16 protein-coding genes are annotated in these 21,225 nt (G+C 40.9%); 2 read left to right on the top strand and 14 right to left on the bottom strand.

The features are described from left to right. Window positions 1-72 precede the first annotated feature (72 nt). The 10 genes from M5E07_RS11785 to sdhC all read right to left on the bottom strand — a co-directional run bounded on the left by M5E07_RS11785 (window position 73) and on the right by sdhC (window position 12,823). The gene (locus tag M5E07_RS11785) at window positions 73-747 is read right to left on the bottom strand and encodes a response regulator transcription factor (RefSeq protein ID WP_116759802.1); all 675 of its coding nucleotides are present in this window, start codon (window positions 745-747) and stop codon (window positions 73-75) included. Window positions 748-878: 131 nt separating this feature from the next. Then, complete coding sequence (sucD, locus tag M5E07_RS11790) at window positions 879-1,769, bottom strand: succinate--CoA ligase subunit alpha (RefSeq protein WP_131323065.1); 891 nt, start codon at window positions 1,767-1,769, stop codon at window positions 879-881. Window positions 1,770-1,780: 11 nt separating this feature from the next. Next, the gene (gene sucC / locus M5E07_RS11795) at window positions 1,781-2,947 is read right to left on the bottom strand and encodes an ADP-forming succinate--CoA ligase subunit beta (protein ID WP_252219452.1); all 1,167 of its coding nucleotides are present in this window, start codon (window positions 2,945-2,947) and stop codon (window positions 1,781-1,783) included. Window positions 2,948-3,121: 174 nt separating this feature from the next. Then, a complete protein-coding gene (lpdA, locus tag M5E07_RS11800) occupies window positions 3,122-4,555 on the bottom strand; it encodes a dihydrolipoyl dehydrogenase (protein WP_131262488.1) in 1,434 nt (477 codons plus the stop codon). A 60-nt stretch (window positions 4,556-4,615) separates the two neighbouring features. Next, a complete protein-coding gene (gene odhB, locus M5E07_RS11805) occupies window positions 4,616-5,833 on the bottom strand; it encodes a 2-oxoglutarate dehydrogenase complex dihydrolipoyllysine-residue succinyltransferase (protein ID WP_116759810.1) in 1,218 nt (405 codons plus the stop codon). Window positions 5,834-5,849: 16 nt separating this feature from the next. Next, the gene (locus tag M5E07_RS11810) at window positions 5,850-8,672 is read right to left on the bottom strand and encodes a 2-oxoglutarate dehydrogenase E1 component (RefSeq protein WP_252219455.1); all 2,823 of its coding nucleotides are present in this window, start codon (window positions 8,670-8,672) and stop codon (window positions 5,850-5,852) included. 751 nt (window positions 8,673-9,423) lie between these two features. After that, complete coding sequence (locus tag M5E07_RS11815) at window positions 9,424-10,134, bottom strand: succinate dehydrogenase iron-sulfur subunit (protein ID WP_116759813.1); 711 nt, start codon at window positions 10,132-10,134, stop codon at window positions 9,424-9,426. Between the two features lie 14 nt (window positions 10,135-10,148). Beyond that, entirely contained in the window at window positions 10,149-12,047 is a 1,899-nt protein-coding gene (locus M5E07_RS11820; protein WP_116759815.1) for an FAD-binding protein, read from the bottom strand. A 12-nt stretch (window positions 12,048-12,059) separates the two neighbouring features. Then, a complete protein-coding gene (gene sdhD, locus M5E07_RS11825) occupies window positions 12,060-12,425 on the bottom strand; it encodes a succinate dehydrogenase, hydrophobic membrane anchor protein (RefSeq protein WP_004695554.1) in 366 nt (121 codons plus the stop codon). Next, on the bottom strand, window positions 12,425-12,823 hold the full coding sequence (gene sdhC, locus M5E07_RS11830) for a succinate dehydrogenase, cytochrome b556 subunit (protein ID WP_026441307.1): 399 nt from the start codon (window positions 12,821-12,823) through the stop codon (window positions 12,425-12,427). The genes sdhD and sdhC overlap by 1 nt, the downstream gene beginning before the upstream one ends. Before the next feature lie 995 nt (window positions 12,824-13,818). Between sdhC and gltA the strand changes: the two genes are divergently transcribed. Then, a complete protein-coding gene (gltA, locus tag M5E07_RS11835) occupies window positions 13,819-15,096 on the top strand; it encodes a citrate synthase (protein ID WP_116759817.1) in 1,278 nt (425 codons plus the stop codon). 105 nt (window positions 15,097-15,201) lie between these two features. Here the strand turns inward: gltA and M5E07_RS11840 are convergent, their stop codons facing one another. From M5E07_RS11840 to M5E07_RS11855, 4 genes are all read right to left on the bottom strand, one after another. Continuing rightward, window positions 15,202-16,701: a flavin-containing monooxygenase gene (locus M5E07_RS11840; RefSeq protein ID WP_252223803.1), complete on the bottom strand. Its 1,500-nt coding sequence runs from the start codon at window positions 16,699-16,701 to the stop codon at window positions 15,202-15,204. A gap of 115 nt (window positions 16,702-16,816) precedes the next feature. Further along, window positions 16,817-17,662 (bottom strand): SDR family NAD(P)-dependent oxidoreductase, encoded by an 846-nt coding sequence (locus tag M5E07_RS11845; protein ID WP_252219458.1) that lies wholly within the window; start codon window positions 17,660-17,662, stop codon window positions 16,817-16,819. A gap of 18 nt (window positions 17,663-17,680) precedes the next feature. Beyond that, window positions 17,681-18,637: a metal-dependent hydrolase gene (locus M5E07_RS11850; protein ID WP_116759823.1), complete on the bottom strand. Its 957-nt coding sequence runs from the start codon at window positions 18,635-18,637 to the stop codon at window positions 17,681-17,683. A 195-nt stretch (window positions 18,638-18,832) separates the two neighbouring features. Continuing rightward, a complete protein-coding gene (locus M5E07_RS11855; protein WP_252219462.1) occupies window positions 18,833-19,318 on the bottom strand; it encodes a type IV secretion protein Rhs in 486 nt (161 codons plus the stop codon). A gap of 239 nt (window positions 19,319-19,557) precedes the next feature. On the opposite strand from M5E07_RS11855, the gene M5E07_RS11860 reads away from it, so the two are divergent. Next, complete coding sequence (locus M5E07_RS11860; protein WP_252219465.1) at window positions 19,558-21,183, top strand: NAD+ synthase; 1,626 nt, start codon at window positions 19,558-19,560, stop codon at window positions 21,181-21,183. Window positions 21,184-21,225: the final 42 nt, after the last annotated feature.

The raw sequence follows: 21,225 nt of genomic DNA on the forward strand, positions 1-21,225 counted from the left end.
TATACAAAAAAATCATCCCAAAGGATGATTTTTAAAATTGAAGATAGCTCGAACTTTTATCTATTACAGATGTCAGCCAGACAGTACTCGGCTCATCAATTCCTGACGGCTTCTGACCTGTGTTTTTTGATAGATATGCTGTAGATGGGTCTTTATGGTTGATATTCCACAATGCATTTCATTGGCAAGTGCTTGGTTATTTAAACCTTTGCATAATAAGCCTAATACTTTAGATTCTTGTCGCGTTAGTGATTCTGTTAAACCTTCATTAAATAGGCTAACCTGATGACTAGAAACATCATAAATTTGATTAAAACAACATGCGGTCAAATCATAAAATGACTCAATTATTTTTAACTCTTGATCAGAAAATTCTGCATAAGCTGAAGACCGAACCAAACTCATGCCGCGTACAGGAACCCCATTCTGCCTAAAAAAAAGTTCAATCGTGTCTTTGATATCCCACTTTTTTCTAAAGTCATCATACTCATCATTAGAAGCCACAGCTTGTAATACACTAAACTTCATATCTGCTTGATGGTATGCAAAACGAAAATGCACAGGATCAAAATATTGCTTACGCTCTAAGTATTCATCAACTGCTTGATGAGGTATACCCTTAAACGAGTATTGACTCGCTGTTGTTTCAGCGTCGATCTGAAATGCAACCAATCCATCAAATGGCAGCACTTTTTGGATATTACGGGTGAACTCTTCGCTGAACTGATTCCAATTTACCGCTTGCATCGTATCAAGACACTATTTTGAATGAATACTTGCTCAGAGCAATTTATATACCAAACGTAACGAGATAAACGTAAAAAAGCGCATGCTACCGAAGTAACACACGCTTTCTATACGCAATGAGTCTGAAAAAATTAAGCCAAACCTTTTTCTTTCAATACTTGTAACATGGTAGAACCGAGCTCGGCAGGACTCCGTGTATACGCCATTCCAGCGCGCTCAAAGGCTGCGAATTTTTCTTCAGCAGTTCCTTTACCACCTGAAATAATCGCACCAGCATGTCCCATACGCTTACCTTTTGGTGCGGTTACCCCTGCAATGTAACCAACTACAGGTTTAGTAACATTCGACTGAATATATTCAGCTGCTTCTTCTTCAGCCGAGCCTCCAATTTCACCAATCATGATAATGGCATCAGTATCAGGGTCATCTTGGAACAGTTTTAATGCATCAATTTGGTTCATACCTGGAATTGGGTCACCACCAATACCGATACAGGTCGATTGTCCTAGACCCAGTTTAGTGGTCTGAGCAACCGCCTCATAAGTCAATGTTCCTGAACGTGAAATAATCCCGATACGACCCGGTTGATGAATATGACCCGGCATAATTCCAATTTTACATTCCCCCGGTGTAATCACCCCAGGACAGTTTGGACCCACTAAACGTGTTCCATTGCCATTGGTTTCTAAATAACGCTTGGCTTTTAACATATCTAGCGTCGGCACGCCTTCGGTAATTACCACAATCAGTCCAACACCTGAATCAACTGCTTCAATGATTGAGTCAAGTACATAAGGCGCGGGCACATAAATCACAGATGCATCAGCTTGCGTTTCACGCACAGCATCTTTCATTGTATTAAAAACGGGTAAATCTAAATGAGTCGTGCCGCCTTTACCTGGGGTCACACCACCCACGACTTTGGTTCCATAGTCGAGTGCTTGTGCAGAATGGAAAGTACCATTTTTACCTGTGAAGCCTTGTACCAATACTTTTGTGTTTTTATTAATTAATACGCTCATGATGGCACTCCTTATGCTTTTACTGCTGCAACAATCTTTTCTGCAGCATCAGCCAAGCCGTTTGCAGAAGTTAATTTCAAACCTGATTCATCTAGAATTTTTGCACCCAATTCCGCATTGTTGCCTTCTAAACGAACCACGACAGGAACACTCACATGTACTTCCTGAACCGCAGCAATAATAGCTTCCGCAATCATGTCACAACGAACAATACCACCAAAAATGTTAATTAAAACACCTTGTACCGAGGTATCTGCCAAGATCAATTTAAATGCTTCAATGACGCGCTCTTTGGTTGCACCACCACCAACATCTAAAAAGTTTGCAGGTTGCCCACCATAAAGTTTAATAATATCCATGGTTGCCATTGCCAAACCTGCACCGTTGACCATACATCCAATATTACCTTCTAAAGCAACATAGTTCAGATCAAATTCCGATGCTTTTAATTCACGTTCATTTTCTTGTGATTTATCACGAAGTGCAGACACTTCTGGCAAACGATATAAAGCATTTGAATCAATACCGACTTTGGCATCAACACATAAAATTTCACCATTTTCACGGACTGATAATGGGTTAATCTCGAATAAGGCAAAATCATTTTCAATAAATGCCTGATATGCAGCCGTCATAATTTTGACAAATTGTGCAATCTGGCCATCTTTTAATTTCAATGCAAATGCAACTTCACGTGCTTGAAAAGGCTGTAAACCCACTAATGGGTCAACTTCTACTTTAATAATTTTTTCTGGGGTTTCTTCTGCAACTTTTTCAATTTCTACACCGCCTTCGGTCGATGCCATAAACGTTACACGGCGACTTGAACGATCAACGACTGCACCAAAATATAACTCACGTTCTACTGGATAGACATCCTCACAAACCAAGACACTATTCACAGGCTGACCATTGGCGTCAGTTTGATAAGTAACTAAACGAGTACCGATGATATGGTTTGCGTAATCTGCCGCTTCAATACTGGATTTTACAACTTTAACACCACCAGCTTTACCACGACCACCAGCATGCACCTGCGCTTTCATAACCGCAAATTTTCCACCAAGTTGCTCGAAAGCTTTCACTGCTTCTTCTGCATTGGTTGCCAATACACCTTCTTGAACAGGCATACCATATTTTTTTAATAACGCTTTGGCTTGATACTCATGTAGATTCATTGACTAACCTTTTACTACTTCTTTGCTTTGTTATGGACTGACTAATTCCTAGACTCACGTCTTATTTGGTATTAGTCCTTATTACATTTTTTCTTTCTTATTTGTAGTAGATTGTTCTGGTAAAAACAACCTTTAATCAAAAAAAAGAGCGGTTAAAACCGCTCTTTTCTTGTCTTATTTACGCTTACGCTGAATTGCGTGAATCGCTCGGCCATCGACAGCCAATGCAGCTTCATGAACAACTTCAGAGAATGTTGGGTGACCAAAAGTCATCAACTGTAGATCTTCAACAGAAGATACAAACTCAAGTGCGATCATACCTTGGTGTACGATATCTGACGCAGCCGGTCCAATCACATGCATACCCAGTAAACGATCTGTTTTCGCATCCGCAACAAACTTCACGAAACCAGCATTTTCACCAGCAGCCATTGCACGGCCATTTGCAGCAAAACCGAATTGACCCGTTTTCACTTCGTGACCTTTCTCGATCGCTTGCTGTTCTGTTAAACCTACCCACGCCGCTTCTGGGTGTGTGTAGATCACAGAAATGATGGTGTCATAGTTGACTTGAGCTGCATGACCGTGAATACGCTCAACAGCCATTACGCCTTCTTCCATTGCTTTATGTGCAAGCATTGGACCGCGTACTAAGTCACCAATTGCATAAACGCCTTCAACAGACGTTGCACACCAATCGTTCACTTCAACTAAACCACGTTCAGTTAATTTAATACCGCAATCATCAGCCAATAGACCTTCAGCGTATGCACGACGACCTACACAAACGATCAACTTGTCGAAAGTTTGAGTTTTGTCTTCACCACCTTGCGTATATTTAACAGTTACTTCAGAACCGTTAACTTCTGTACCAGCAACTTTCGCGCCAACACGAATATCAAGACCTTGTTTGGTCAAAAGTTTTTGGTAGTCTTTTGCCAAAGCTTTATCAGCCATTGGTAAGAATGCATCCATTGCTTCAAATACCACAACTTCAGCACCCAAACGACGCCAAACAGAACCAAGCTCTAGACCAATCACACCTGCACCAATCACGCCTAAGCGCTTAGGGACTTCTTGGAATTCTAGTGCGCCAGTTGAATCAACAATAATGTTTTGATCAACTGGTGCTGATGGAATGTTAATTGGCACAGAACCGGTCGCAAGAATCACGTACTTAGGCTCTAAAACTTGAGTTTCACCTTCGTGAGATACAAATTCTACTTTTTTACCTGCAAGTAATTTACCTGTACCTTTTAACCACTCGATACCGTTACCTTTTAGAAGACCATCAATACCCATGGTAAGCTGGTCAACAATTTTGTCTTTACGTGCAAGTAATTTTGCAAGATCAAAGTTCACATCACCTGTGGTAATACCGTGATCAGCTAAGTGATGCACTGTATCTTCATAACGATGTGAAGAGTCAAGTAATGCTTTAGAAGGAATACAACCCACGTTTAAGCAAGTACCACCCAAAGATGGTTTGCCTTTGTGAATACGTTTTTCGATACACGCAACTTTAAAACCTAATTGTGCTGCACGAATCGCTGCTTCATAGCCACCTGGGCCACCGCCAATTACAACAAGATCAAATTGTTGAGACATGTTTATCTCCAAATACAGGCTTAAAGGATCGCTCTAAGCCTGTTATTTTTATTCTATCGATTAAAGGTCAAGGATCAATTTAGCTGGTTCTTCTAACAATTCTTTGATTGTTACCAAGAAACCTACAGCTTCTTTACCATCAATTAAACGATGGTCATAAGAAAGCGCTAAATACATCATTGGCAAGATTTCTACTTGACCATTTACAGCCATTGGACGCTCTTGGATTTTGTGCATACCCAAAATTGCAGTCTGTGGTGTATTCAAGATCGGAGTCGATAACAATGAACCGAAAGTACCACCGTTCGTGATTGTGAACGTACCGCCAGTCATGTCTTCGATGCCTAATTTGCCATCACGTGCTTTGTAAGCAAAGTCACGAATACCATTTTCAACTTCAGCATAGTTCATACGATCTGTGTTACGAAGCACAGGTACAACTAGACCACGCTCAGAAGATACCGCTACACCGATGTCGTAGTAACCGTGATAAACAATGTCATCACCATCAATTGAAGCATTAACCGCTGGGTAGCGTTTAAGCGCTTCAGTTGCAGCTTTAACAAAGAAAGACATAAAGCCAAGACGCGCACCATGACGCTTCTCAAATGCATCTTTATATTGTGCACGCATTTCCATGATCGGCTTCATGTTCACTTCGTTAAACGTCGTCAACATTGCTGTTTCTTGAGTTGCCGCAAGCAGACGTTCAGCTACACGCTTACGAAGACGTGTCATCGGAACACGTTTTTCAATACGCTCACCAACCGCTACGCTTAAAGGTGCAGCAGCAGGAATGGCTGGTTTAGTTTGGTGATTTGAAACATCTTCTTTAGTAATACGGCCACCACGACCTGTACCTGCAACGTCAGCCGCAGCAATACCAGTTTCTGTTAATGCTTTACGCACAGCAGGAGCTTGGTCTTGAACTTGTTGAGCACGTTCAACTACTGGTGCAGCACCCGCTTGAGTATTTGCAGCAGCTTGTTCAACTTTCGCTTCACCTTGGACTGCTTCTGTTGCAGCAGCACCAGAAACTACACCTTCTTCAAACTGAGCAATTACTTCAGCAGAAAGAACTGTGTCGCCTTCACCTTTAATGATTGTAACGATTGTACCGTCAGCAGGAGCAACGACTTCTAAAACAACTTTGTCTGTTTCAATATCACAGATCACTTCATCACGTGATACTGCTTCACCTGGTTGTTTGTGCCAAGTTGCGATTGTTCCGTCAGCAACTGACTCAGGGAATACCGGTGCTTTAATTTCGGTTGCCATTACTTAGAATCTCCTGTTATTCAGCTACGATCGCTAAAGCGTCATTTACGAGCTGAGCTTGTTGTTTTGCATGCAAATATGGTGAACCACAAGCCGGTGCAGCAGAAGCTTCACGACCTGCATAACTGATACGTACTGGTTTAGCCGACTTCATTACATCATCATATAGACGAGGAGCAATAAATAACCAAGCGCCTTGGTTCTTCGGCTCTTCTTGCGTCCAAACAATGTCTTTCACATTTGGATATTGAGCAAGAACTTCAGCAATACGTTGTTCAGGGTATGGATACAATTGTTCAATACGAACGATTGCAGTGTTATTCAACTCTTGCTCACGACGTTTCTCAAGCAAGTCGTAGTAAACCTTACCACCACAAAGTACTAAACGTGTTACGTCTGCTTTGTTGATGTTGTCGATCTCATCAATCACTGTTTGGAATGTACTGTTTGCAAGTTCACTTAAAGTAGACGTTGCAAGTTTGTGGCGAAGTAAAGACTTCGGCGACATGATGATCATTGGCTTACGAATTGGGCGAATCGCTTGACGACGTAAAGCATGGAAAATCTGCGCTGGGGTAGTCGGTGTCATCACTTGCATGTTGTCTTCAGCACATAGCTGTAAGAAACGCTCTAAACGTGCAGATGAGTGCTCTGGACCTTGACCTTCAAAACCGTGCGGAAGAAGTAAGGTTAAACCACACACACGCTCCCACTTAGTTTCACCTGATGCGATGAACTGATCGATCACAACCTGTGCACAGTTTGCGAAGTCACCAAATTGTGCTTCCCAAATGACCAAGCTCTTAGGAAGTGTGGTTGCATAACCATACTCAAAACCTAACACCGCCATTTCCGACAATAATGAGTCGTAAATTGCAGTACGTGGTTGGTTTTCTTTGATATGGCACAGTGGAATATAAGTTGAACCATCCACTTGGTTATGCAGTTTTGCATGACGGTGCGAGAAAGTACCACGACCTACGTCTTCACCTGTTAAACGAACCAAATAGCCATCATCTAAAATAGATGCATAAGCCAAAGTTTCCGCAGCACCCCAGTTCAATGGCATTTCGCCAGTTTGCATTTTCAAGCGATCATCAATCACTTTTGCAACTTGACGCTGCATTACGAAGCCTTCAGGAAGCTCACGCATTTTGCGACCGAGTTCTTTTAAGCGATCTTCAGAGAAGGTTGTGTCCCAAATGTCTGTGTATTCATGACCTAAGTATGGCGTCCAATCTACAAACATTTTTGTATTTGGCTCTAATACCAAGGCATTTGCAACGTGCTTACCTGCTTCTAAATCAGAACGATAATCTTCTACCATTTGGTCGGCAGCAGCACGATCTAACACATTTTGCTGAACCAATTGGTCTGCATACAATGCACGAGTCGTGGTTTTTTTGTTGATCACTTGATACATCATTGGCTGTGTTGCAGCTGGCTCATCCGCTTCGTTATGACCACGACGACGGTAACAGAACATGTCAATTACAACATCTTTACGGAATGTATGACGGAAATCATGCGCCAATTGAGCAACAAACAATACTGACTCAGGATCATCACCGTTCACATGGAAAATCGGTGCTTGGATCATTTTCGCGATGTCCGTACAGTATTCTGTAGAACGCGCATCACGTGGATCAGAAGTTGTGAAACCCACTTGGTTATTCACAACAATGTGAACCGTACCACCAACTGTATAGCCACGAGTTTGTGACATTTGGAAGGTTTCTTGGTTAACACCTTGACCTGCAAATGCAGCATCACCATGCACAATCACTGGCAATACATCGTCACCGCCGATGTCTTTACGACGTACTTGACGTGCACGTACCGAACCTTCTACGACTGGTCCAACGATTTCTAAGTGCGATGGGTTAAATGCCAATGCCAAGTGAACTTCACCACCTGGAGTCATGACATTCGAAGAGAAACCTTGGTGGTATTTAACGTCACCAGAACCTTTTTTATGTAAGCTCTTACCTTCGAACTCACCAAATAGGTCTGCTGGGTTTTTACCCATGATGTTCACAAGAAGGTTCAAACGACCACGGTGTGGCATACCAATGACCACTTCTTTACAACCTACAGAACCTGCACGTTGAATCAAAGCATCAACCATTGGAATGAAAGATTCACCACCTTCAACACCAAAACGTTTTGCACCGACGTATTTATTACCTAAGAATTTTTCTAGGCCTTCAGCCGCAGTTAAACGCTCTAATACGTGTTTTTTCTGGTCTGCTGTAAAGTTAAATTGCCCACGTGCACCTTCAAGGCGTTGTTGAATCCAACGTTTTTCTTTGGTATCAACAATGTGCATGTATTCTGCACCAATCGAAGCACAGTAGGTTGCTTCCATGGCTTGAACCATTTCACCTAAAGTCGCTTCGTCTTTACCAATCAAAAGATTACCTGTATTGAATACAGTATCTAAATCCGATTGAGTTAAACCATGTGCAGCAAGATCAAGATCTGGCACGATTTCACGTTTTGCCAAACCTAGTGGATCAAGCTTCGCTTTCTGATGACCTCGGTTACGATACGCTGCAATAAGTTGTAATACGCCAATTTGACGACGCTCATGTTCAGTACTAACTGTGCTTTGAACCACTGCCTGAACACGGCTTGAATTGCGGCCTAATAAGAGGAATTGCTCACGTACATTGCTGTGTGGTTGATCACCTTTCGGGAATTTATCGAAGTATACACGCCAATCAGCACCAACTGATTCAGGTGACGTCAAATACTGCTCATAAAGTTCTTCAATATACGCTGCACTATCAGCGGAAAGTTCAGTGTCAAGACGCAGAGCGTCAGCAACTTCTTGCATTTGTGGACCCATTTCCTATTGCAAAAATATTTCAGGTGCCTTTTAAGCAACCCCATGATTGATAATGTCAAATTGGTAACATGACATTAGTCCCTAGCAGACATCAGCCTTAGGGCGTTATCACCACATTAGGAGTAACCTGATGTGAAAAATGAACAACAACACCCTCAATGGCATCATCACTCATCCATATATACTCGACCGAAACCGAGCAATTTTTTGCAAAATCGTTTTAGAAAAGATAAATTCTTGATTTAGCTTTTCTAAAACCACTTAGAAAGTATGTAAGCACCCAATTTATATCAAAAAATGTGCATTAATTAACCACAGTTTTTTTCAATATAACGATGTATCAAATCGTAACATGTTCCTCTTTCACCAATTGATTTTTTTGACACATACCATTCATAAATCAGCGAAATACACATAATACTTTATGCTGTACACTACGGTGATTTATCATCAATTGACAATAAATCTAGACCAAAGTCCTATTTAAATTTAGCAAATAATAAAAAAGAGCATCTTCTTACAAACTGCCCTTTTCTAACGTTATATAATAGCATTTATTCTACGCGACAAACGCTTTTTCAGCATAAATAATCCATCTGTTTTTACATGAATTGCACAAATTATATTTATGTTCTCGTTCCTTTCCAGCAAAACAGTATTACACACGATAATTTTCAGGCTTCATAAAAAAAGCACACTCTTGAGTGTGCTTTTTTTAAGCATTTTTAATCTCTAAAGATTAGCCTGCCATATCTAAAAGCATGTTACGGATATGACCGATTGCTTTAGTTGGATTCAAACCTTTAGGACATACTGATACACAGTTCATGATGCCTTTACAACGGAACAATGAGAATGGATCGTCAAGACGAGCCAAACGCTCTTGAGTTGCTGTATCACGTGAATCGATGATGAAACGGTAGGCATTCAATAACGCTGAAGGACCCAAGAATTTATCAGGGTTCCACCAGAACGATGGGCATGAAGTTGAACAACATGCACAAAGAATACATTCGTATAAACCATCTAAGTGTTCACGCTCTTCAGGAGCCTGTAAACGCTCTTTTGGTGGCGCAGGTTGATTATTGATCAAGAATGGATGAATTTTGTTGTACTGATCGTAGAACTGATTCATATCCACAACTAAATCTTTAACCACTGGCAAACCTGGTAAAGGACGAACAGTAATCACTTCTGGCAAGTCGTTTAGGTTCCAAAGACACGCTAAACCATTTTTACCATTAATGTTCACACCATCTGAACCACAAATACCTTCACGACATGAACGACGGAACGTTAAAGTTTCATCTTGTACTTTCAATGCAAGAAGCGCATCAAGCAACATACGGTGCTTATCAGTCAACTCAAGCTTAAAAGTTTGCATGTATGGTGCTGCATCCTTATCAGGATCGTAGCGGTAGATATTAAATGTACGAGTACCTCTACTCATCTTACTTCTCCCAATTAGAATGTACGTGGTTTAGGTGGAATTGCAGCTACAGATAGTGGCTTGTAACGTACCGGCTTGTATTCAAGATGGTTATCGCTAGAGAACCATAATGTGTGCTTCATCCACTCATCATCACGACGACCGTACGGGTATTCTGGATGATCAGGAGATTCTTCAAAATCTACAACTGTATGTGCACCACGGCATTCTTTACGTGCAGCAGCAGAAATCAAGGTCGCTTTAGCAACTTCATACAAGTTTTCAACTTCTAAAGCTTCAATACGTGCCGTGTTGAATACCTTAGATTTGTCTTTCAAATGAATGTTACGAACACGTGATTCAATCGCAAGAATTTCTTTCACGCCTTTATCAAGCAATGCTTCTGTACGGAATACACCAGCATGGTCTTGTACGATGTCTCGAATTGCATCAGCAACTTCTTGCGCATTTTCACCTGTTGTTGACTCATCCAATTTACGGATACGCGCAACAGTTTGCTCAAGTACAGTTGTAGGAAGTGGTTGGTATTCATCACCGTGGTGTTTAGTCACGTAATCGATGATGTGTTCACCCGCAGCCTTACCAAATACAACCAAGTCAAGAAGCGAGTTCGTACCTAAACGGTTTGCACCATGTACAGATACACAAGAACACTCACCAATTGCATAGAAGCCTTTAACAGGTTTCGTAAAGTTACGCTCACCCGCGTTGGTAGAATAAACATCAGTTTCTTTGTTGTAGTTCGCTTCAAGCGGTGAAGTTTCACGGCTTTCTGGCACTACAACTTGACCATGGATGTTTGTAGGAATACCACCCATTTGGTAATGGATTGTCGGTACTACAGGAATTGGCTCTTTAGTGATGTCAACGTTCGCGAATTTCTTACCAATCTCAAATACAGATGGAAGACGCTTCATGATTGTTTCAGCACCCAAGTGCGTCATATCAAGCAAGATGTAGTCTTTCTTCGGACCACAACCACGACCTTCTTTAATTTCTTGGTCCATAGAACGTGATACAAAGTCACGTGGCGCCAAGTCTTTTAAAGTTGGTGCATAGCGTTCCATGAACGGCTCACCCGCATCGTTACGAAGGATCGCACCTTCACCACGACAGCCTTCGGTCAACAATACACCTGCGCCCGCAACACCCGTAGGGTGGAATTGCCAGAATTCCATATCTTGTAATGGAATACCTGCACGAGCCGCCATACCAAGACCGTCACCAGTGTTGATATATGCGTTAGTAGATGCACGGTAAACACGACCCGCACCACCTGTAGCAAACAATGTCGCTTTAGCTTGGAATACCGCAATTTTACCCGTTTCTTGGTCGTATGCAGTTACACCGAGTACATCACCCGCTTCATTACGGATAAGATCAAGTGCAATCCATTCAACAAAGAATTGAGTACCCATTTTCACGTTGCTTTGATAAAGCGTGTGAAGAAGCGCGTGACCTGTACGGTCAGCAGCAGCACAAGCACGTGGAACAGCTTTTTCACCGTAGTTTGCAGAGTGACCACCGAATGGACGCTGGTAAATTGTACCATCAGCATTACGGTCAAATGGCATACCCAAGTGTTCTAATTCATAAACAACTTGTGGTGCTTCACGCGTCATAAATTCGATCGCGTCTTGGTCGCCCAACCAGTCTGAACCTTTTACAGTGTCATAGAAGTGGTAGTGCCAGTTATCTTCTTGCATGTTACCAAGAGATGCACCAATACCACCCTGCGCTGCAACTGTATGTGAACGTGTTGGGAATACTTTAGTCAGAACCGCAACTTTTAAACCAGCTTGAGCAAGTTGGTAAGATGCGCGCATACCTGAACCACCACCACCAACGATGACAGCATCGAAAGTTTCGTGTGGAATATTTGTGTAATCTTCTTTAGGGGTTATAGCGCCCATGATCTCTTCCTATCAATTCGCCCAAAAAATCTGGATTGCCCAGATCGCATATGCAAATACAGCAATAATTACTGCTGAAGTTAGTACAAGGCGTAAACCTGAAGCTGAAGGCCCCATTTGACGAGTAGTCACATAATCCGTGAATACTTGCCACATACCAATCCATGCATGTGCAACAAGAGATAAGACTGCTAATAAAGATAAGATCTTCATTGGAGCTGTCATCATAAAGCCGTACCACTGTTCGTAGCTAAAACCGCCATTGCATAGGATCCAACCTAAAACAACAACAGTATAAACTGCTAATACGACAGCACTTACGCGTTGGATAAACCAATCACGAGAACCTGAACCCGTTAAACCAGTAGCACTTTTCATTAGATAACAATCCATACAAATGCCGCAATGATACCTATTGCAGACAAGATCAATGAAATAGTAGCTGCGACACGACCACTTTGCAGTTCTTCAGCAATACCTAGATCCGCAAGTAAATGCTTAACCCCCGCAATAAAGTGGAAAATTAAGCCGGCTACAAATACCCATACGATAAAACGCACGATGAAGCTATTAAAAATAGCTTGCACTTGCGCAAAACCTTCAGGAGAAGACAATGATTTGTCTAAAATCCATAAAAGTACCGGTACGAGTAAAAATACGATAACACCAGATAGACGGTGTAAAATTGATGCAATAGCCACAGGGGATTTTAAGTTTACTTCTAAAACTTGACCCATGGACAAATTGACAGGTCTGTTGCTTTTCACAGCGGGCATCCTGTAAGTAAAAACTCCATCCGGAGTTTGTTGGAATTAATTCGAAGGAAAGCTGGCATTGTCAGGCAAGTAAATGCCTAAACTTAAAACGACACTGAATTATAAAACGCGAAAAGTCAAAATACAAACAATCAAAGACTGGTTTTTTAACAAAAAACTCTTAAATAAGAATCATTAACAAAAACAACATTCTATAAAAACCAATAATTTAGCTCAAACTTATTGCTATGCTATTGGTTTTTATCACTTATCCATCAAATCCCTCCCTTTTTAAGCGTCTTCTGTGATTTTGCATTTTTAGACTAAAGATAAGGAAGATATTTTCCTTATCTGAGAATCTCTTCCTTTATATGGAGAGACTTGCATTTCCTATCAAAATGTTCACTATTTATTTAGAGCAATAATTTTATGATATAACGTGATTAAATAACGACTTAGCCAAAACAACATACAGATCACGTATAAATATTAAGACTTTAATTTGCCCAAAAATTGCAAAAAATTACGTAAAAAGATTAATTTCCAACCAAAAATCAAAATTCAACTAGTCATTTTTTGATCAATCAAACCAGTCCTTATGATTAGAATTTAATGTCAAGTTTGACTCAAAAATGAAATCAAATATAAACAAAAATGAATGTAAGTTATGAAAATTAGATGAATTTCGATTCAGTTTGTTCGCACTATTTGTTTAAAAACACCCTCTCTATAATTTTTATAAATATTTACAATTAAGATGGAGTGCTATTTTTTTTCTGCACCTCAAGAATATTTTGACATATTATAGCGCAGCGGTGCTGCGATTTTATTCATTCCTCTAAGGACGGATTTGACTAAACCTCTGTGAGGACGTCAGTTTTTTATCCATAAGTATAATTGACAAAATTTCAGTACGCTCTAATCTAACTAGCAAATTTTTGATCCGTCTGATTCGCGCATTAGAAGATTAGTACTACGAGTCAGATTAAACATTCACCAGGACAGGAGATCTTTGAATGTCTGAAGCAACTGGCAAAAAAGCCGTATTACAGCTTGATGGCAAAGAAATTGAATTACCAATTTACAGCGGCACATTGGGCCCAGATGTAATCGACGTTAAGGATGTGTTGGCCGCGGGTCACTTTACTTTTGATCCTGGTTTTATGGCAACAGCAGCTTGCGAATCAAAAATTACCTTCATTGACGGTAACAAAGGTGTACTTTTACACCGCGGTTACCCAATTGACCAACTTGCTACTAAAGCAGACTACTTAGAAACTTGCTACTTATTATTAAATGGCGAGCTTCCAACTGCTGAGCAAAAAGCTGAATTTGACGCTAAAGTACGTAACCACACTATGGTTCACGACCAAGTTAGCCGTTTCTTTAATGGTTTCCGTCGTGACGCTCACCCTATGGCAATCATGGTGGGTGTAGTTGGTGCACTTTCTGCGTTCTATCATAACGGTTTAGACATTGAAGATGTTAACCACCGTGAAATCACAGCTATTCGCTTAATTGCAAAAGTACCTACACTTGCAGCTTGGAGCTACAAGTACACCGTAGGTCAACCATTTGTTTACCCACGTAATGACTTAAACTATGCGGAAAACTTCTTGCATATGATGTTTGCTACTCCAGCAGACCGTGATTACAAAGTAAACCCTATTCTTGCAAAAGCAATGGATCGTATTTTCACGCTTCATGCTGACCACGAACAAAACGCGTCTACATCTACTGTACGTTTGGCTGGTTCTACTGGTGCTAACCCGTATGCATGTATTGCTGCTGGTATCTCTGCACTTTGGGGACCTGCTCACGGTGGCGCGAACGAAGCTGTTCTTAAGATGCTTGATGAAATCGGCACTGTAGAAAACGTTGCTGGCTTCATGGAAAAAGTGAAAACTAAAGAAGTTAAACTTATGGGCTTCGGTCACCGAGTTTATAAAAACTTCGATCCACGTGCGAAAGTAATGAAAGAAACTTGTGACGAAGTTCTTGGTGCTTTAGGCATCAACGATCCACAGCTTGCTCTTGCTATGGAACTTGAACGTATCGCGCTTTCTGACGAATACTTCATTAAACGTAACCTATACCCTAACGTAGACTTCTACTCAGGTATCATCCTTAAAGCGATTGGTATCCCGACTGAAATGTTTACTGTAATCTTCGCACTTGCACGTACTGTTGGTTGGATCAGCCACTGGTTAGAAATGCACAGCGGACCTTACAAAATTGGTCGTCCACGTCAGCTTTACACTGGTGAAGTTCAACGTGACATCCAAGGTCGTTAATTCGAAAGAATTGATGATTAAAAAAACCACCCTTCGGGTGGTTTTTTTATGTCAGCTTAAATACAGATACAGCCATAAGAATATTTTTAAGATAAAAACTAAAATTTAACCGATATCGTAATTAGCCAAGTCTAATTTTTTCAGTTTTTGCTTCAATTGCTTGAGTGACCATGGCCAAGCTGCAAAATTTCGCCCATTTTGATCTAGATAATAAGATTTACAGCCACCACGGTTAAAAACCGTCTTCTGCAAATGTTTTTGTACTACAACATTATGTTCATGAAGTACTTTTGGCTTAATTTCTATTCGCTTAATGTTCTGATCTCGCATTTGCAGTAAACCACTCATAATGTAATCCAGTTGTGCTTCCGCAATCCCAATAAATGAGTCATAGACCAGAATATTGGGACCCAGCACCAAAAAGGCATTGGGTACATGTTCCAAACTTGCACCCAAAAATGCCTCTGGAGAGCTTTCTTTCCAACGCTCAGCCAAGAGTTGCCCATTCGCATCATAGACTCGCTTGCCTATAGGTGGATGTGAAACTTCAAAGCCTGTCCCCCAGATAATCACATCAACTTGATACTGTTCACCATTGGTGGCAATCAATTGATTCCCCTGAATTTCAATCAAACCCTGTGGCACAAGCTGTACATTTTCTTGTTGTAAGGCAGGATAATAATCATTGGCGAATAACAGCCGTTTACAACCAATTGAGAAATTCGGGGTCACATTTTTTCGTAATGTTTGATCTTGAATTTGCAGTTTTAATAGCTGTTTGCTCAGCAGATTAATTGGCTCTAATATTTGAGGATGACGCAATCCAAAGTTAATCCCATTTAAAATTTGCGCAACACTGTTACGCCACAACTGTTGAATCACAGGATATTTGGCAATGACGCCTTTAGCCGCATCATTCAATGCAAAATCAGCTTTGGGTAATACCCACGGTGCAGTACGTTGAAAAATAATCAACTCTTTGACATCAGGTTGAATTTGAGGAATAAACTGAATTGCAGATGCACCCGTACCAATCACAGCAACCCGTTTACCTGTTAAATCGCAGTCATGTTTCCAGCGTGCCGAATGAAACATTTCACCGCTAAAGGTATCAATTCCTTTAATCTGTGGCACAGAGGGTTCTGTAATGGGTCCCGTAGAGAAAACCACTGTTTTAGCGAGAAATTTGCCTTGTGAAGTTTCTAAAACCCATTGTTGCTGTACTTCATTCCATTTAGCGGATATAAGCTCATGCTTAAATTTAATTTTGTCATACAAATTGAATTGCTTCGTGACCTGCTCCAGATAGGTCAAAATTTCCGTTTGCTTGGCAAATAGATGACTCCATGCATGGCTTGGTGCAAACGAAAAAGAATATAACGCGGATGGCACGTCACAACCACAGCCAGGATAAGTGTTGTCACGCCAAGTTCCACCGACGCGATCTGCTTTTTCAAACACTAAAAAGTCAGTATAGCCCGCTTGTATCATCTTATAGGCAGCAGCAATACCAGATATTCCCGCACCAATTACAACACAATCATATACACGAGTTGACTGCGCTTGTTTCGCTTTCGTTCGTATTTTGGTTTTTTGTTGAGTCACGGAAGTTGGGTTTTCCTCTACCCCAATAGATTCAGCACCTTCTTCTAAGGCGGATTCAATTTTTTGATCTGAATTTTCCACTAAAATATTCTCCGTAATGTTCAGTATCTTATTTTTATTTCATGTATTTTTGGAACAATGGATAACCAATTCCAAGTAACTTTGCATACAGACTTGGTGCAGCACGTTTTAACCACCAAAACAACTTGGCATCTGGCTGTGGAATGGTATACAGCTTATTCGCATCAAGCCGATCTAAGGTTTTAATTGCGACTTGATCGCTATTAATAAAAGCATGATTCATCAGCAAATGATCTGCCAAACCAGAGTAACGTTGTGGCAAACGGCCATTTTTCATAATATTGGTTGGCACCAAAGTTGGGCAAAGGACATTGACGCGGATATTGGTACTTCGGAGTTCTGCTGAAAGCGTTTCTGACAATGCCAAAACACTCGACTTCGTTACGTTATATGCCGTCATTTCAGGAGCCGCAGTAAAACCCGCAGCCGATGCCACATTAATAATCGCACCAAAGCCTTGCTGTTTGAATTGTGGGACAAAATAATGACATCCATGAATCACACCCCATAAATTGACATGCATACACCATTGCCAATCGTCTAGACTGACTTCATCAAACTTTCCCCCCAAACCAACTCCCGCATTGTTAATAATTAAGGTGGTCACATGCCCCATTAGTTGTTCAGCTTGCTCTGCCAATGCTTTCACTTGCTCAGCACATCCCACATCACATTGCACAGCAAAAGCATCCGTTTGATATTGATTTTGAATCAAGCTCACGGTTTCTTCAGCAGCACTGAGATGAATATCTGCACAAACCACCACCCCGCCGCGCCGAGCAAGCTCTAGTGCGAAACTCCGTCCAATACCACTCCCCGCACCGGTTACCACGGCATAAGCTTGTTTGCTTGGATTACTTTTTTTATTAAAAATTGTCATTTTAAAATCCCCGCTTTGTTATGAACGTAAACTAGGGGTAAATTCACGCGTAAAATAAGGCGTTAAAATGCCATGTTCAGGGTTTAACAGCTTTTCTTTGTAATAGCTTAAATAGGCTGAAATATCATGATCATTGGGATGAAAATCAGGACGTAAATAATCAAAAATATGCTGCATGGTGCTGCCATAGACACCATCCTTTAAGCCAAAAATTAGGCTTAAACTGTAAGGCAGTTCTTTCCAGTAGCTCCAACGAATCAGATTTTTCGGTTCTCGGTAAAATGGCACCATGAGTGAGGCGACTGAAATTAAAATAAGAATCGTGATAAGCGCAGGGAAAAAGCCTGCAATACGCAGCGCATAATTATTGGATAAAGCTTGAAATACATCATAGGCAATGTCTTTATGCTCAGACTCTTCGAGCATATGCCACATCCAAATGGCGCGCTGCTTTTCATCTCGAGAATGGAAGAAAATTTCCTCATGCTTCATCATATATTCTGCCAATACAGCAGTGAAATGCTCAATACCTGCCATGAGCGACAGTTTCATGGGTTGGGGTAAACGGTTAAATCCATAATCAAATGCCCAACCAGCCCATGTGCGAAACAACTGCACTGGATAATCTACTTCTAGGAATGCATCGTTTAACTCATTATGCATTTTAGAATGAATCGCCTCTTGACCAATCAAAGCCGTCACGCGCTGTTTCAGCAGTGGATCTTTAAGCAATTCACGATGATAACGCGCTGTATCTATCACCAAGTCCTCTCCAAACGTTAAAAAAATGGAAAGTGATGCGAAATAGGCACTCGCCAATTCTGCATTGAGATAAAATTTGGGATCAATTTCTTTCGGGTCAAAGTCAAACCGCATGTGCCGAATCGGAATCATCGGGGACTGTTTCAAAGTATTAAAACGAGGCCCAGAAAATACATGATTCAATGTATTTTTAAGTGGTGTAATGAATTGCATGACCATTCCTTATTTTTCTACTGTAAGTGCAACTTTGTGGTATTGCACATGCTGCTTAAGCATGCACCTACAGTAAAAAACTAAGTGAGCCTATGTGGCTTGCCACTAGCAATTCAGGTCATTTGATTTGCAATTTCTGCCTTTCCTCAGACTTGTCCGACAGTTTTCTGACAAAATTATCTACATGGGACAAAATCACGCTTTGGGTGCCAAAAAAGGAATGCATTGTTCATAAGCATTGCAGTCCTGCCCTTGTGTTTTTTTAATAAAATAATCTTGCACCATTTGCGCCTGCTGCTCTATTCCATAATTTAAAAACAATTTTCCTTGCTGGATTACATAGTGATAACGGCGATCAAATAATGCCTTACGTACCACAGCAATGCCTTGCTGGTACTGCCACACATGCGTCATCTCATGAATAAACCAAGATTGCAAACTGAGTGAACACTTTGAAAAGTCATGACAGTAATTTTGCGCATGAAAATAAATATATCCATTCGGGCTAATCGCATGATTTTTAAGTACTGCTTTATGCGCAATAATTTGAACCCGATCCAACTGAATTGTGTCTGCAAAAATCCATCGAACCAATGATTTTTCACCATCAGTCAAAGGGCGTCGAGACAAAACACCTACGCTTCGAATAGTCTGGAGCAGAGTTGATAAATATCGCGACATATCTTTAACCTTTTCAGTGAAATATAAGTAACTTACCATCTACAATTATGAATTGTTTTTCTAAATGCAAATAAGAATTTTTTTTGAATTTATACACTACATTTGTCGCAATTCGTATATAGTATCAACGCAAATTATTTATTCATTATTTTGTCGTTGATTACACAGTACTGAACCGATAACGATAAGAAACTCAGTCATCTGCGTACACATCCCTATAGCTTTAGGATTAAGTTGGAATGAAAAGTTTTAAAATTGCCCTAGCACAATTCTCTCCGCATATTGGTAATATCGAAGCAAATGCTGAAAAAATGCAACAATTGGCAAATGAAGCCAAAGCGCAAAAATCAGATTTAATTATCTTCCCTGAATTAGCAACGATTGGTTACCCAGCCGAAGATTTACTGTTGCGTCCAAGCCTGTCTAAACGCACACAACTAGCGTTTGAACAACTGAGCCAAGTGAAAGACATTGTCATGGTCTTTGGTTTTGTCAATCAAACTGAAGATGGTCAACGCTATAACTCTGCCGCAGTGATGAAAGACGGTAAGATTCTCGGTATTTATAACAAGCAAAACTTGCCAAATTATGGCGTGTTTGATGAAAAACGTTATTTTAACGAAGGACATCAGCACTTGGTATTTGAATACCTCGGACATAAATTCGGTGTACTGATTTGTGAAGATATCTGGTCACTGAATACCGTTCAGCAACTTGCCCAACTCAATGTAGAAACTGCTTTAGTCCTAAATGCTTCACCATATGAAGTGGGTAAACCACAGCATCGTGTTGAAACCATGTCTGCTCTTGCGAAACAAATGAACCTTAATTTGGTTTATGCCAACCAAGTTGGTGGTCAAGATGATTTAATTTTTGACGGCACCAGTTTTGTCATTAACAAAGACGGCGCTGTTGCAGTACAAGCACCAAGTTTTAAAGAAACATTGCTCTATTCGGACTATATTGGCGAACAACAAAGCTATCAAGTTACTGAAAGCAGTCCAACTCTCGAAACCATGGCAGAAATTTATCAAGCTTTGGTGATGGCAACGCGTGACTATGTTCACCGTTCAGGCTTCCCAGGCGTGATTTTAGGTCTTTCAGGTGGGATTGACTCAGCATTGACCCTTGCGATTGCTGTAGATGCGATTGGTGCTGACAAAGTACAAGCGGTCATGATGCCTTATACTTATACTTCGCAAATCAGTGTAGAAGATGCAGCGGCACAAGCGAAGAATATGGGCATTACCTTTGGTATTGCGGAAATTAATCCGATTGTAAACAGCTTTATGCAAACGCTTTATCCATTCTTTGGTAATGCACCTGCTGATGCCACTGAAGAAAATTTACAAGCGCGTACACGCGGTACGCTATTGATGGGCTTATCGAATAAATTTGGTAACCTTGTCCTTTCTACAGGCAATAAATCAGAACTTTCTGTCGGCTATTGCACACTGTACGGCGATATGGTCGGCGGTTTTGCTGTTCTGAAAGATGTGTATAAGACCATTGTATTTGAATTGGCAAAATACCGTAACAGTATCTCTGAAACACCTGTAATTCCAGAACGTGTGATTACTCGTCCGCCTTCAGCAGAACTACGTCCAGACCAAACCGACCAAGACTCATTACCTGCTTATGATGTCCTCGATGCAATTCTGTATGCCTACATCGAAGAAGACATGAGCCAAGATGACATTATTGCCAAAGGCTTTGATGCAGACGTTGTGAAAAAAGTAATTCGCCTCGTCGACTTTAATGAATATAAACGTCGCCAAGGTTCTATTGGTCCGCGTATTAGCTCACGTGCCTTTAGCCGCGAACGTCGTTACCCAATCATCAATGGTTGGAAAGCTGGTCTATAACAGCAAATAGAAACATAAAAGCCCAAACTTTAGTTTGGGCTT

The sequence above is a fragment of the Acinetobacter tibetensis genome (genome assembly GCF_023824315.1).
Lineage (GTDB): Bacteria > Pseudomonadota > Gammaproteobacteria > Pseudomonadales > Moraxellaceae > Acinetobacter > Acinetobacter tibetensis.